Raw genomic sequence first — 13788 nt, 5'->3', positions numbered from 1 at the left:
CGGTCTCCTCGGTGAAGGTCGTCCTGATGACACCCGCACGGGTGCCACCGATGCCCTTGGCGTACGACAGGGCCATCGGGAAGGCGCTTCCTGTGGCGTCCTGCTCGACCGCCACCAGACACGGAACGCCGCGGCCCTCCTCGTACTGGCGACGCACCAGGTGTCCCGGGCCCTTGGGGGCGACCATGCACACGTCCACGTTCGCCGGCGGCTTGATGAAGCCGAAGCGGATGTTGAAGCCATGCCCGAAGAACAGCGCGTCGCCGTCCTTCAGGTTCGGGGCGATGCGCTGCTCGTAGATCTCGCCCTGGAGCGGGTCCGGGACGAGGAGCATGATCACGTCGGCCTCGGCGGCAGCTTCCGCCACCGTCACCACACGCAGGCCCTGCTCCTCGGCCTTCGTCCGGGACTTGGAACCCTCGTGCAGCCCCACGCGCACGTCCACACCCGAATCACGCAGCGACAGCGCATGGGCATGACCCTGGCTTCCGTAACCGATGACCGCGACCCTGCGGCCCTGGATGATGGACAGATCGGCGTCGGTGTCATAGAACAGCTCGGCCATGGCAATCCCCTCGCTCGTAGCCGCCCGCATCGAACCGCGGGGCGAAACGCCCGCCGTCGAGCGACTGAGAAAACACTATCTCATCCAATGTTGTCACACGTATTGCACTATGCGGGTTCACCCTGTAGGCGATGCATCCTCGAAGGAGCGCCGCAGAACCCGCGCACCGCGTCGCCACCCCCCACGCCCCCCTGGCGAGCAGGCGAGGGCGAGGCCGATGTCCTGCGTCCGGGCCCGGACCGTCGTCGCACTGCCCGTCTCCAGGACCGTGCGCAGCGGAACGCCGGTGCGGTGCAGCACGGCCGCCATGCGAGCGTCGTCGGGGTGGATGACGCCGTAGACCTCCGGTACGCCCAACACGACGGCGAACAGGCCGAGTTCTTCCAGGAGCCGGGTGCCCAGCCCCCTGTTCTGCCAGGTGTCCTCCACCAGCAGCGCTGCCTCGGCGTCACCGTCGTCCGCCAGCAGATGACCTATCGCGACGAGCCGGTCTCGCGAGTCCTGCACCGCCAGGTGCACCGAGTGCGGTCGGGACAGCAGCGGCCCCAGGTAGGTGTCGGGGTCGCCCATGGCCCGGTGGTAGCGGTGCCACCGGGCGGCGGCGGAGCACCGGCGGTGCAGAGCGGCCACACGGGGCTGGTCGTCCTGGTCGACGCGCACGATCCGCAGTCCCTGTCGCATGTCCCTCTCCCTCGCCCTCGGCACACCGCCGGTCGGCTTCAGCCCAGTCATCAGACCGGGAGGCACGGACCGTTGTGACGTGTGGCGGTGCCAGGGGCGCCGCCGCGTTTCTGTGGGACTGTCACATACGCCTGCACCCCTCGGTCTTCTCTCCGAGAACGGGTCGGGCCCGCGGGACCGCCCGGGACGCGCGGCTCTCACGAGTCCGCCCTCAGCGACTTCGAGAAAGGCGGTTCCATGCCGATCGGCTCATTCAGCGTTCTGGACGCCGGCCCCTTCGACGGGGTGGATCCCGACGACTACGTCAGGGCGGCCATGCAGTGGCACTTCGCTCCCGAGACGGGGTCCCGGTACTGGTTGGAACGGGTCGACCGGCTCGGTTTCGACCCCCGCCGCGACGTCAAGGGCGTGGCGGACCTGGCGCTCTTTCCCGATCTGACGGACGAGCTGCGCGATGTGCGGGTGTCCGATCTCGTCCCCCGCGGCTACGGTCCGCAGGCCCGACCGCTGCATGTGTTCGAAAGCGGCGGCACGACCGGGGCACCCAAGCGGGTCGTGCAGATGGACGACTGGGCGCGGCACGGCAGCGAGCAGGTGACCCGCCAACTCCGGGACCACGCACTGCCCGTCGGCACACTGTGGCTGACCGTGGCGCCGACCGGCCCGCACCTCGTGGGCGATGTGCTGCAACGGGCCGCGGCACGTCTCGACAGCCCCGGGCTGGGGGTCGACATGGACCCCCGCTGGGTCAAGAAGCTCGTCGCCGCGGGACGTCACGACGAGGTCGACGCCTACACCGACCATCTCGTGGACCAGTGCCGGCGCATCCTGCTCGGTCAGGACATCGGTGTCATAGCCGCCACCACCCCGATGCTGGAGCGCTTCGCCCGGGACAGCGACCTCGTGGAGGTCATCAACGGCAACGCCCAGGCGATCATCTGGGGCGGCACCCACATGGATCCCGACACCCGGGACCTGTTGCGGACCGAGGTGTTTCCCGACGTGCCCCTGATCGGCATGTACGGCAACACCATGATGCTCACCGCGCTTCTGGAGCGGGTCGGTCTCATGGCGTCGGAGCCGTGTGTGTTCGACCCCGTCTCGCCCTACGTCTTCCTGAGCGTCGTGGATCCCGACACCGGGCAACAAGTGCCCGAGGGCGAGCGGGGCCAGGTGGTCATGAGCCACGTCAGCAAGTCCATGCTGATCCCCAACAACTGGGAGCGGGACACCGCGTTGCGGGTCCGCCCGGCTGAAGGCCAGGCCGGGGACGCCGTCGCCGACGTCGCGCCGCTTCCCGCGGTCGAGGGCGAGACGGTCATCGAGGGGGTCTACTGATGGCCCCCGTACCGACCACCGAGCCGCTGCACCTCGACGCCCTGGGCCCGCAAGGCACCTACCGCACACGTGTGCCGAGCACGGTGACCGACGTTGCCGGTGCCCCGATCGCGCGGCTGAGTCTGGTTCCCCCGCTGTACGCGGCTCGGGCGATCGACGCCCTGCACCAAGCGCCGCCGATCGCCGCGGCCGACCTGGAGAGCGTGTTCGCGACCGCCGGGGAGGCCTTCGCCGCGGGCACCGTGGGGGGCTTGAGCCTCCGGGAATACGAGCGTCACGTCAGCCGAACGTCGGGCACGCCGCTCGCCGTGGTGCGCGCCGCGACCCGGGGAACGGCGCACTTCGTGCGGCACGCCGTCTCGTCCGCCGACCGTGGAAGGCCGCGCGGCACCGCCCGCGACCTCAGCGACCCCGTCCTGCATGAGACGCACACGGTGTGGGCGCGTAAGGGCGACGTGTTCGCCGTCAATGCGTCCGGCAACCACCCCGGCGTGCACCGGGTCTGGCTGGAGGCACTGGCGCTGGGTTATCGCGTCGTCGTGCGCCCGTCCCGGCGCGAGCCCTTCACCCCCTACCGGCTCGTCGCGGCACTGCGTCAGGCGGGAATCCGGGACGACCAGCTCATGCTGCTGCCCACCGACCACGCGACCGCCGACACGCTCGTCCACGGCGCGGACCTGGCCGTGGTCTACGGCGGCGACGACGTGGTGACCAAGTACGCGCACGACGCGAGAATCCTGCCGCAGGGGCCGGGACGGTCGAAGATCCTCATCACCGCGGACACCGGCTGGCGTGACCACCTGGACGCCCTCGTCGCCTCCGTTGCCGGCGAGAGCGGCACCGCGTGCGTCAACGCCACCGCCATCCTCGTCGAGGGCGACCCGGCCCCGCTCGCCGAAGCCCTCGCGGCACGTCTGGCCGTCCTGCCCAGCCTTCCGCCGCAGGATGAAAGGGCCTGCCTGCCGGTGTGTCCGCAGGAGCGGGCGCGAGCCCTCAGCGCATATCTGAAAACGGTGGCGGCCGGGACGCGCGCCTGGCTCGGCGGCGACGGGATCGCCGACGACCTCGGGGACGGCAGCGCCGTCCTGCGCCCCGCCGTGCACCAGACCGCGAGCGCCCGAGTCCCGCAACTGCGTACCGAACTGCCCTTCCCCTGCGTGTGGATCGCCCCCTGGACCCGCACGGACGGGATGGCGCCGCTGCGAGACACGCTCGTGCTGTCGGCGTTGACCCGGGACCGGGAGCTGTGGGAGGCCCTGGTCGCGGAGCCCAGCATCGCCAACGTGTACTTCGGCGATCAGCCGACCCACTGGATGGCGCCGGGCGTCCCTCACGACAGCTATCTCTCCGACTTCCTGATGCGGAGCAAGGCGGTGTACGAGGGCCCGTCCTGAACGGCGCTCGCCGGCTGGGCACGGGCCTGCCATGAGCGCGTCCGCCCCATGGGTAGGGCGACGAGCGGCGCTCCGGCCGTCCGGCGCGGTGGTCCGCGGTCACTCGCTGGGTGACCGCGGACCACCGCGCCCTCGCCGTGCCGGAGCGCGCCCGCTTTTCGTCCCGCGCTCAGTGGGGCAGGACCAGCATCACGGCCGTACCGAGCGCCATCGCCCCATCACCCACATGCCGTGACGGCATCGCCGCCGCGGCACGGCGCGCCGCGCTCACGGCCGAGCGCAGCGAAGGCATGGGGCGGGTCAGCGACCACAACGCGTACGCCAGCAGACAGGACGCCAGCGACAGCGTGATCACGGAGCCGCCGATAGGGGCACCGTCGCCCAGAGCGCCGGGCCCGGTGGAGTGCGCGGCCGACCCGAGGTGTGCGTGCGCCGGTCCGGTCCCGGTGTGCGGCACGCGCAGCATCCAGGCCATCGCGGCCATACCGGCCGCATGCGGCAGCCGGCGGGTCATCGTCGCCGTCCTCCCGGCCCCCCGGCCGCCTACCGGTAGGAGAAACCACACCGCGCCGGCGGTGAAGAAGCCGCCGACGACGGCAGCGTGCCCCGCGCGGACGTCGATCCAGGGCATCGCCGCCATGGACACGGCCATGGCGGCGCCCAGCATGCGGTCCACCCGGACTCCGACCGCGATCCCGGGTGACCCGACGCCCCGCGCCGCCCCCTGCAGGAGCACCGCCACGAACAGCAGCGTCAGCAGGCAGTGCACCAGAACGACGGGCGTGCCCATGCCGGGTCCGTGCCCGATCAGGCGGTGGGGCGCGGTGCCCGCAGGTGGGCGCGCTCTGCCAGTTCCTTCTCGTCGACCAGTTCCAGCATGGGCTTGCCCGGAGCACACATCATGGTCACCACGAACCGTGTCCGCGCGTCGGAAAGCGCGTTGCCGTCCTGGTAGTGGATGGCGTCTCCGCCGGGCTCCCAGAAGGTGCCGCCGGCCTCCACCACGCGCTCGGGCTCGCCCTCGAGCTCGAAACGGACCGCGCCCTCGACGACATAGCCGAAGGCGGGGCCGGAGTGCCGGTGCGGGGGCGTGCCCGGGTCGCCCGGCTCCCACTCGACGAGAATCGTCATCGCCGACGCCCCCTCCGGAACGGTGAACGGTCGGGCGTCCTGGAGTACCTTCGCCGCCGTCATCCAGCCGGCGGTCCCCTCCTGGTCGCCGTGCCCGTGGTGGCCGTGGGCGGAGTGGTCGTGTGCTGTCATGTTGTCCGACACTGTGTTGCACCTTCCGTAGGCGTGAACATCGTTCGTCACTGGTGACCGGAGACCGGGCGCATGTGTGACAACCGGCGTCCTCGCACAGTCCTTTCGCCCGTCGACCGCGGTCTTGCGGAGCATGGGGCGGTCAGTGGTCCAGGGGGCAAATCCGGCGGATCGGGCGCGACGATTGCCACCGTGTGATCGGGGATCGCGAAAGAGATAGCGTGGGCAGCTGCGGCCCGCAGCGCGTACCCTCCCCCCTCGCGCGTAGCATGTAGGGCGCAAAGCCAGAAGGGACGATCCATGCGCGCTGGCGCCCACCCCGACATGTTCGACCGCGGTCTCGACGACTTCCTCTCGGCCAGACCCCGGTTGTTCGGCATCGCATACCGCATCCTCGGCAGTGCCGTCGAGGCGGAGGACATCGTCCAGGACGCCTGGCTGCGATGGCAGAACACCGACCGCGCGCAGATCCATGAACCAGCCGCCTTCCTGACCACGGTCACCACCCGGCTCGCGATCAACCTGGCCCAGTCCGCGCGGGTACGCCGGGAGTCCTACGTCGGGCCTTGGCTCCCCGAGCCGGTCGACACCACCCAGGACCCGCACCTGGGGGCGGAACACGCCGAGGCGGTCGAGCTGGCGGTGCTGTTGCTGATGGAGAAGCTCAACCCGATCGAGCGCGCCGCCTACGTGCTGAGGGAGGCGTTCGACTACCCCTACCAGCGGGTCGCCGACATACTGGAGACCAGCGACGCGAACGCCCGGCAGCTGGTCAGCCGGGCGCGCAAGCACCTGGGCGCCGAGCGCAAGGAGCGCGTCAGCCCCGCGGCCCACCGGCGTCTGCTCGAAGGCTTCCTCTCCGCCGCGCGCACGGGAGATCTCGCCACCCTGGAGGATTTGCTGACCTCGGACGTCGTCAGCTACTCGGACGGCGGCGGCATCCGCGGCGCGTCCAGGATCCCCGTCATCGGCCGCGATCACGTCTCTCGTTACCTGGCTGCCTTCGCACCGCGGTTCTGGCCGGATGCCGAGACCCGGTTCGTCGAGGCCAACGGCCGGCCCGCCGTGCTCGTCACACGGGACAACGCCCCGGTGGCCCTGCTGTGCGTCGACGCGTCCGAGGCCGGCATCGAGCGCGTCATGTGGGTGATGAACCCTGCAAAGCTCAACCCCTACGTCCTGTCCCTGGGGGCCTGACAGGCACCCCTGCACGCCGTCCCTGGGTGCCTGACCCGCCGGTCAGCCGCCCCGGGCCCGGGGCAGTTCACCACGGGAACCACAGCTCGGCGTCGACGACCTCCTCCTTGCGGGCGGCGAATCCGGACAGGTCGTTCTTGACCGCGTGCTGCGGGGGCAGGGCCGCGACCAAGGGATGGTCGGCCCGCGCGGCCCGCCCGGTGCCCTCCACCGGCGCGTCGCGGAAGTAGTCGGCGTTCACGGACCGGTACTGCGCCCACCGTGCCGGCAGGTCGTCCTCGTGGAAGACGGCCTCGACCGGGCAGACCGGCTCGCAGGCGTGGCAGTCGACGCACTCCCAGGGATTGATGTACAGCGTCCGCTCGCCCTCGTAGATGCAGTCGACCGGGCACTCGATCACACACGCCCGGTCCTTGACGTCGACGCACGGCTCCGCGATGACGTAGGTCATCGTCCCCACCTCCCCTTCGCCGGCCGGCGGTTGTGGACCGCACGGCCTTCGTGCGCCCGGCCTGTGTGCGGTATGACCGGCCCGGCCGCCGAGGTGTGACACCGACAGGCGAGCCCGGGCGGCGGTGTCACAAACCGTCACTCCACCTGGTCGTAGCAGGTGACCACCCCGAGCGATGGGAGCAACCGTGGTTGCCACCGAACAACGTCTGTCCACCACAGTGCTGGTGATCGGCACCGGCGGAGCGGGCCTGCGCGCGGCCATCGAGCTGGCCGAGGCCGGCGTCGATGTCCTCGCGGTCGGCAAGCGGCCCAAGGAGGACACCCACACCTCTCTCGCCGCCGGCGGGATCAATGCGGCCCTGGCCACGATGGACCCCGAGGACACCTGGCAGCAGCACGCCGCCGACACCCTCAAGGAGAGCTACCTTCTCGGTGACCCCCGCACCGCCGAGATCGTCACCCGGGGAGCCGCCCTCGGCATCGACGACCTGGAGCGCTACGGCATGGCCTTCGCCCGGGAGGAGGACGGCCGGATCTCCCAGCGCTTCTTCGGCGCCCACAAGTTCCGCCGCACCGCCTTCGCGGGCGACTACACGGGCCTGGAGATCCAGCGCACGCTCATCCGGCGCGCGAACCAGCTGGACATACCGGTGCTCGACAACGTCTACATCACCCGTCTCCTGGTCCACGACGGCGCCGTCTTCGGCGCCTACGGCTTCGGCCTTGCCGACGGCAGGCGCTACCTCGTGCACGCGGACGCCGTCATCCTCGCGGCCGGCGGGCACACCCGGATCTGGCGGCGCACCTCCTCACGGCGCGACGAGAACACCGGTGACTCCTTCCGGCTGGCCGCGGAGGCCGGAGCCCGGCTGCGCGACCCGGAACTCGTCCAGTTCCACCCCTCCGGGATCATCGAGCCGGAGAACGCGGCGGGGACCCTGGTGAGCGAGGCAGCCCGCGGCGAGGGCGGCATCCTGCGCAACGCGCTCGGCGAGCGGTACATGAACCGCTACGACCCCGTACGCATGGAACTGTCCACCCGCGACCGGGTCGCCCTCGCCTCCTACACCGAGATCAAGGAAGGCCGCGGCACCCCCAACGGCGGGGTGTGGCTGGACGTCTCCCACCTGCCCCGGCAGACCATCATGAACCGGCTCCCCCGCGTCTACCAGACACTGCTGGACCTCCAGATGCTGGACATCACCCGGGATCCCATCGAAGTCGCGCCCACCGCGCACTACTCGATGGGCGGTGTGTGGGTCCGCCCCGAGGACCACAGCACGGACGTGCGGGGGCTGTACGCCATCGGTGAGGCCTCCAGCGGACTGCACGGCGCCAACCGGCTCGGCGGCAACAGCCTCATCGAGCTGCTGGTGTACGGCCGCATCACCGGACAGGCGGCCGCCGCCTACTCGGAGTCCCTCACCGCGCAGCCGCGCTCGGCCGCCGCGGTGGCCCAGGCCCGTGCGGAGGTCGACGACCTGCTCGCCGCGGACGGACCCGAGAACGTGCGCGCCCTGCAGCGCGCGATCCGCAACACCATGACCGAGCACGCGGGCGTGGTCCGTGACGAGGAGGGGCTGCGCACCGGGCTGGCGGAGCTGGATGCCATCGAGAAGCGCATGGAGGACGTCGGCGTCCATCCGGACATCGCGGGCTTCCAGGACCTCGCCCACGCCTTCGACCTCAAGTCGTCGGCACTGGCGGCGCGGGCCACGCTGGAAGCGGCGCTGGAGCGGCGCGAGACGCGCGGATGCCACAACCGCAGCGACTACCCCGACATGGATCCCGCGCTGCAGGTGAACCTCGTCTGGTCCCCGACCGACGGCATCACCCGCGAGCCCATCAGCCCTGTCCCCGACGAGATCGCGGCCCTGATGGAGGACGTCTCGGCGGACGGAAAGCTCGTCGAGTAGGAATCTCCCTGTCCGAGAAGAGATTTCCGTAATTTCAGGAAAACTGTCACAGCGCCGATCAATTCCCGGTCATATCCCGTGCGGGTGGCAGATGAGAATGAGTGAAAGGAACGTCCCATGAAGGTCGTAGTGATCGGCGGCACCGGACTGATCGGCTCGAAGGTGGTCAGCAAGCTCAGCGAACACGGCCACGAGGCGGTGGCGGCCGCCCCGAACACCGGCGTCAACACGCTGACGGGCGAGGGCCTGGCCGAGGTGCTGGAGGGCGCGGCCGTCGTCATCGACGTCTCCAACGCGCCCTCCTTCGCGGACGACGCCGTCATGGAGTTCTTCCGCACTTCCACCACCAACCTCCTCAAGGCTGAGGCGAACGCCGGTGTCACCCACCACGTCGCTCTGTCGGTGGTGGGTACGGAACGGCTCCAGGAGAGCGGCTACTTCCGTGCCAAGCAGGCGCAGGAGGAACTGATCAAAGCCTCCGGGATCCCGTGGTCGATCGTGCATGCCACGCAGTTCTTCGAGTTCATGAAGGGCATCGCCGAGTCGGCGACCGAGGGTGACACCGTCAAGCTGGCCCCGGTGAAGATCCAGCCCGTCTATTCGGACGACGTCGCCGCCACCGTGGGCCGCACCGCCGTGGGCGCGCCGGTCAACGGTGTGGTCGAGGTGGCCGGTCCCGACACCTTCCAGCTGGACGAGCTGATCCGCAAGGGTCTGGCCGCCAAGAACGACCCGCGTACGGTCGTCGCCGACGTGCACGCCCGGTACTTCGGCGCCGAGTTGCAGGAGACCACGCTCCTTCCCGGCCCCGACGCCCGCACCGGCGAGACCCGATTCGTCGACTGGCTCGCCCAGCAGCGGTAGGCGCGTCTTCATGGGCCTGTCGTTCCACGCCCCGTGGAACGACAGGCCCATTTTTGAGCCTCAGAAGTCACTGTCACAGCGTCCTCGGTAGCCCGGTCGTTGAGAGGGAGACGGTCGCCGGGTCTGTGAGCGCCTCGTGGCCGTATTCCGACAACCCGGGCCCCGGAGGAATGGAGTCAGAGGGACATGTATCCAGAGGCACCCCCCACAGAGGCACCCCCCGCGGACAGGAACCTCGCCGAAGCCGTTACCACCTTCGTGGAACTGAGGCCCCGGCTCTTCGGTATCGCCTACCGCGTCCTGGGCAGCGCGACGGAAGCCGAGGACGTCGTGCAGGAGGCGTGGCTGCGCTGGCAGCGGACCGACCGTTCGGCGGTGCACAGCCCTGCGGCGTTCCTGTCGAGCACGACGACGAGGCTGGCCATCAACGTGGCGCAGTCCGCCCGCGTGCGCCGCGAGACCTATATCGGGCCCTGGCTGCCCGAACCCATCGACACCAGCATCGACGCGGTGGCCGGCGCCGAACGCGCCGAGGCCCTGGAACTCGCCCTGCTTCTCGTCCTGCAGAAGCTCACCCCCACCGAACGGGCCGCCTACGTGCTGAGGGAGGCCTTCGAGTACGGCTACTCGGAGATCGCGGAGATCCTGCGCCTCACCCCGGTCAACGCCAGGAAGATCGTGAGCAGGGCGCGCAAGCACCTCACGGACGACGAGCGGGACAGTGTCGACGTCCAGGAGCACCGCAGGCTGCTCGATGCTTTCGTCGCGGCCGCCCAGGAAGGGGACCTGGCCTCGCTGGAGGCGCTCCTGACACCCGACGCGGTCAGCCTGTCCGACGGCAACGGGCTGCGCGGCGCGGCCCGCGTACCCGTGGTCGGTCCTGCCCGGGTGGCGAACCTGTCGACCGCCGCGTCACGCTTCTGGCCGACGGTCGAGATCGCACCCGTGCAGGCCAACGGGCGCGCCGGGGTCCTGCTGTACCGGGACGGCCGGCCTGCCGTCTTCATGACCATCGCCGCCACGAGGCGGGGCATCCACCGGGTTCTGTGGGTGTTCACCCCCGACAAGATCGCCGCCTTCCTCGGATCCCGCACCGCCTGCGCGCTCCTTCCCGCGCGTCCCGTGGACGCCGTGGCACGTGATCTCACCCTGGAAGGGAGCGGTTCCAGCTACGCAGCTTGTCGGGGTTGAGAACCGCCCAGACCTGAAGGACCAGCGCGTCCGCGATGTCCAGCGTCAGCACCGCGGCGACCTGGCCGTCGCACCGGGCGACTAGGCCGGTACGCCCGTTGACCGATGCGGTGCACAGGGTCACACGCCGCTGTCCGGCCAGCAGGACCAACAAGCTGCGGGCGACGTGCTCGTCACCGCGAACGGGCCGGGTGAGCGCCCGGATCTTGCCGCCACTGTCGAAGAAGGCCACCGCGTCGGGGGCCAGCAGCGACCGCAGTCGGGGGCCGTCCTGATCGCTGCACGCCTGCCGCACGGCAACAGTGATCTCATGCTCGCGACGCGCCGACACGGGCCGAGCACGTCGCGCACCCACACTCGACAGGGCCTGATCGACCGGTTCCACGTCCTCGCCGCACAACGCCCGCAGGGCCTGGATCTCCCGTTCCTCCCCGCCGGGCCAGGCCGGCGCCGGTCGCGTCAGACACGCCTCGCCCACGACATGGGTGAGCCAGACGCGAGGGGACGGCATCCGGAACCGCTCAGGGTCGGTGAGGCGGTACCAACGCCGGTAGGCATCGTCGACGACGCGTTCGGCCGCGGCGCGGCTGCCGAGCGCGCGGCAGGCGACGTCCAGCAGGTGCCGCCGTTCGTCGAGCGACTCGGCGAGCGGTACCGCGCCAACGACATGATCCATGGAGCGACCCCCACGCCGACGAGAATCCGGAGCCGCAGCCGCCGTAACGGCATGACTCAAACGTTACCCGCTTCTGTCCGTACCCGGCTGGTCGGCCGGCCTGATCAAGACAGAAGCTGCGGCATGATTTCACAACACACCAATGATGTGCCACTTAGTGTCACGTTTTCGTCGGAGCAGAGACGCCCGACGGGTCGGCCATCCGCAGCTGGGCAGGGGGTGGATGCGGCAGGGCCGGGCGGCCGCGGGCCCGCAGTCCGTCGAACGCGATCTCCAGGAAGCGTTCCCACGCCTGCGGTTCACGGTCCAGCAGCGGCCGGGCGGTCTGGTGGATGCCGCCGAGGAGCAGCACGATGTCGGTTCCGGTGATGTCACCACGGACGGCTCCTTGTTCTCTGGCCCGGGCGGTGAGGTCCTCGACGGTGTCGCAGAGCCGGTCGATCGCCTCGCGTACGTCGGCGTGCTGCAGCGAGGGCTTGCCGATGACGTCGCAGAACGCGCGGTCGGCGGCGAGCAGGCCGATTCCGTGGCCCATGAAGTCCTTCAGCGCACGGCCGGCGTCATCGGCGCGCAGGAGCCGGTCCGCCGTCTCGAACAGCCGGTCGAGCAGCTGCATCATGATCGCCGCGAGAAGGTCGTCCTTCGTCGGGAAGTGCCGGAATACCGTGCCCTTGGCGACGCCGGCCCGCTGGGCGATCGTGTGCATCGACACATCCACCCCGCATTCGGCGAAGGCCTCGGTTGCCGCTCGCAGGAGAAGCCGCCGATTGCGCACGCTGTCGGCCCTGGCCTGCACTGCCGCTGTTCTCCCGCTCATGACACCTCCCCTTCAGTGTCACAACGTTAACACTGAACATGACTCGGTGGTCATGTTCAGTGTTACGCTGGCACAACATGACCCCCCGGTCATCTTCTCGGGCGCCCTGTCCACGCACACGACACGGCCTGCCCGTCTCACCTCACCATCCCTTTCGGAGTTGACATGAGTTCCGTTCTCGACCCCAAGGTCGTCCTCGTCACCGGCGCCTCGTCCGGCATCGGCAGGGCGACCGCACTGGCGCTGTCCAAGGCGGGGGCCACCGTGGCCGTCGGTGGCCGCAGGACCGCCCGGCTCGAAGCTCTGGCGCAGGAAGCGCCCGGGGAGATCCTCGTCCTGGACATGGACGTCAGCGACCCCGAGTCGGTAGGCAAGGCCGTCGACCGGACCGTCGAACGCTTCGGCACCCTCGACATCGTCGTGAACAACGCCGGCATCATGCTCACCGGCCCCGTCCTGGGCGCCGATCCCGCGGAGTGGACCCGCATGGTGGAGACCAACCTGCTGGGCTCCATGTACACGGTGCACGCCGCGCTGCCTCATCTGCTGCGCTCCCGCGGCGCGGTGGTCCAGATCTCCTCCACGTCGGGCCGTATCTCCTCGGCCGGCGCCGCGGTGTACTCCGCCACCAAGTTCGGCGTCAACGCCTTCGCCGAGGCGCTGCGTCAAGAGGTGACCGAGCAGGGGGTCCGCGTCGTCGTCGTGGAGCCCGGCTTCGTCTCGACCGAGTTGGCCGACCACATCACGGACCCCACCCGGCGTGCCGCGGTCAAGACCATGGCCGAGTCGATGCGGACCCTTCAGCCGGAAGACATCGCGGCCGCGGTGGTCTACGCCGTCACACAGCCCGACCATGTCGCGGTCAACGAGATCCTCGTACGCCCCACCGACCAGTCCCGCTGATCAACCCTGGTCACCCGCGGGGCGGCAACCGCCGCCCCGCACCCCCTGCTTGCAGCCGGGAACGGGCACGCCGGCCGTCACAGTCGGGCGCCCCGCACGGTCTGAGCTTCGGGAGGCACAAGTCGTGCCTCTGCCCCTACCTCGGCTGAGAGGCAAGCATGAACACGCGCATCGTCACCGTGGCCGAAGGAAAGCAGCTCGCGCGCTCCGTGGCCATCGGTACACACCGTCTGACAGCCGACGAGCCGGAGCCCGTAGGCACCGACACCGGCCCCACCCCGGGCGAACTCCTCCTGGCCGCGCTCGGAGCGTGCACGTCCATGGCGGTGCGGGCCTACGCGCAGCGCCACGAATGGCCCTTGGACCGGGTCGACGTCGCGGTCCGCTTCGACGCACAGGGGCAGGTGGTCAAGAACATCGGACTCGTCGGGGAGTTGACCCCCGCACAGCGGGACCAGCTCCTCGCGGTCGCGGGACGCTGTCCCGTCCATCGGCTGCTGACCAAGGACGTCACGATCATCACCGTGCCC

General features: G+C 70.2%; 15 protein-coding genes. 8 read left to right on the top strand and 7 right to left on the bottom strand.

Translation table 11 applies throughout. The features are described from left to right. Positions 1–565 (bottom strand): ketol-acid reductoisomerase (ilvC, locus tag M8J74_RS13165; RefSeq protein ID WP_249836565.1); only part of this gene is annotated, 565 nt, incomplete at its 3' end. Between the two features lie 117 nt (positions 566–682). After that, on the bottom strand, positions 683–1246 hold the full coding sequence (locus M8J74_RS13160) for a GNAT family N-acetyltransferase (RefSeq protein WP_249836564.1): 564 nt from the start codon (positions 1244–1246) through the stop codon (positions 683–685). 237 nt (positions 1247–1483) lie between these two features. On the opposite strand from M8J74_RS13160, the gene M8J74_RS13155 reads away from it, so the two are divergent. Further along, positions 1484–2584: a phenylacetate--CoA ligase family protein gene (locus M8J74_RS13155; protein ID WP_249836563.1), complete on the top strand. Its 1101-nt coding sequence runs from the start codon at positions 1484–1486 to the stop codon at positions 2582–2584. Next, positions 2584–3978, top strand: coding sequence for an aldehyde dehydrogenase family protein (locus tag M8J74_RS13150; RefSeq protein ID WP_249836562.1), 1395 nt, complete (start codon positions 2584–2586; stop codon positions 3976–3978). The genes M8J74_RS13155 and M8J74_RS13150 overlap by 1 nt, the downstream gene beginning before the upstream one ends. A 169-nt stretch (positions 3979–4147) precedes the next feature. On the opposite strand, the gene M8J74_RS13145 is transcribed toward M8J74_RS13150, so the two are convergent. Beyond that, positions 4148–4768, bottom strand: coding sequence for a DUF5134 domain-containing protein (locus M8J74_RS13145; RefSeq protein ID WP_249836561.1), 621 nt, complete (start codon positions 4766–4768; stop codon positions 4148–4150). A 17-nt stretch (positions 4769–4785) separates the two neighbouring features. Next, positions 4786–5172 (bottom strand): cupin domain-containing protein, encoded by a 387-nt coding sequence (locus M8J74_RS13140; RefSeq protein WP_249836566.1) that lies wholly within the window; start codon positions 5170–5172, stop codon positions 4786–4788. Positions 5173–5541: 369 nt separating this feature from the next. Here M8J74_RS13140 and M8J74_RS13135 point away from each other — a divergent pair, with 369 nt between their 5' ends. Beyond that, positions 5542–6438 (top strand): RNA polymerase sigma-70 factor, encoded by an 897-nt coding sequence (locus tag M8J74_RS13135; protein WP_249836560.1) that lies wholly within the window; start codon positions 5542–5544, stop codon positions 6436–6438. A gap of 67 nt (positions 6439–6505) precedes the next feature. On the opposite strand, the gene fdxA is transcribed toward M8J74_RS13135, so the two are convergent. Next, positions 6506–6889, bottom strand: coding sequence for a ferredoxin (fdxA, locus tag M8J74_RS13130; protein WP_249836559.1), 384 nt, complete (start codon positions 6887–6889; stop codon positions 6506–6508). A 187-nt stretch (positions 6890–7076) separates the two neighbouring features. Between fdxA and M8J74_RS13125 the strand changes: the two genes are divergently transcribed. The 3 genes from M8J74_RS13125 to M8J74_RS13115 all read left to right on the top strand — a co-directional run bounded on the left by M8J74_RS13125 (position 7077) and on the right by M8J74_RS13115 (position 10862). Then, complete coding sequence (locus M8J74_RS13125; RefSeq protein ID WP_249836558.1) at positions 7077–8807, top strand: L-aspartate oxidase; 1731 nt, start codon at positions 7077–7079, stop codon at positions 8805–8807. A 117-nt stretch (positions 8808–8924) separates the two neighbouring features. After that, positions 8925–9671: an SDR family oxidoreductase gene (locus M8J74_RS13120; RefSeq protein ID WP_249836557.1), complete on the top strand. Its 747-nt coding sequence runs from the start codon at positions 8925–8927 to the stop codon at positions 9669–9671. A gap of 186 nt (positions 9672–9857) precedes the next feature. Further along, entirely contained in the window at positions 9858–10862 is a 1005-nt protein-coding gene (locus M8J74_RS13115; RefSeq protein ID WP_249836556.1) for a sigma-70 family RNA polymerase sigma factor, read from the top strand. On the opposite strand, the gene M8J74_RS13110 is transcribed toward M8J74_RS13115, so the two are convergent. Continuing rightward, the gene (locus M8J74_RS13110) at positions 10816–11538 is read right to left on the bottom strand and encodes a sigma-70 family RNA polymerase sigma factor family protein (protein ID WP_249836555.1); all 723 of its coding nucleotides are present in this window, start codon (positions 11536–11538) and stop codon (positions 10816–10818) included. The two genes, M8J74_RS13115 and M8J74_RS13110, sit on opposite strands and share 47 nt — an antisense overlap. A 160-nt stretch (positions 11539–11698) precedes the next feature. Next, positions 11699–12355, bottom strand: coding sequence for a TetR/AcrR family transcriptional regulator (locus M8J74_RS13105; RefSeq protein ID WP_249836554.1), 657 nt, complete (start codon positions 12353–12355; stop codon positions 11699–11701). Between the two features lie 165 nt (positions 12356–12520). On the opposite strand from M8J74_RS13105, the gene M8J74_RS13100 reads away from it, so the two are divergent. Together M8J74_RS13100 and M8J74_RS13095 are read left to right on the top strand one after the other, a co-directional pair. Further along, positions 12521–13258, top strand: a complete 738-nt coding sequence (locus tag M8J74_RS13100; protein WP_249836553.1) for an SDR family NAD(P)-dependent oxidoreductase — start codon at positions 12521–12523, stop codon at positions 13256–13258. A 158-nt stretch (positions 13259–13416) separates the two neighbouring features. Beyond that, on the top strand, positions 13417–13788 hold a 372-nt coding region (locus M8J74_RS13095), incomplete at its 3' end, for an OsmC family protein (RefSeq protein WP_249836552.1).

Origin of the sequence: Streptomyces panaciradicis (assembly GCF_023516615.1) — a bacterium.
Classification (GTDB): Bacteria; Actinomycetota; Actinomycetes; order Streptomycetales; family Streptomycetaceae; genus Streptomyces; species Streptomyces panaciradicis.
Note: the sequence above shows the minus strand (reverse complement) of the source record. Positions and strands in the feature narration are given on the sequence as shown.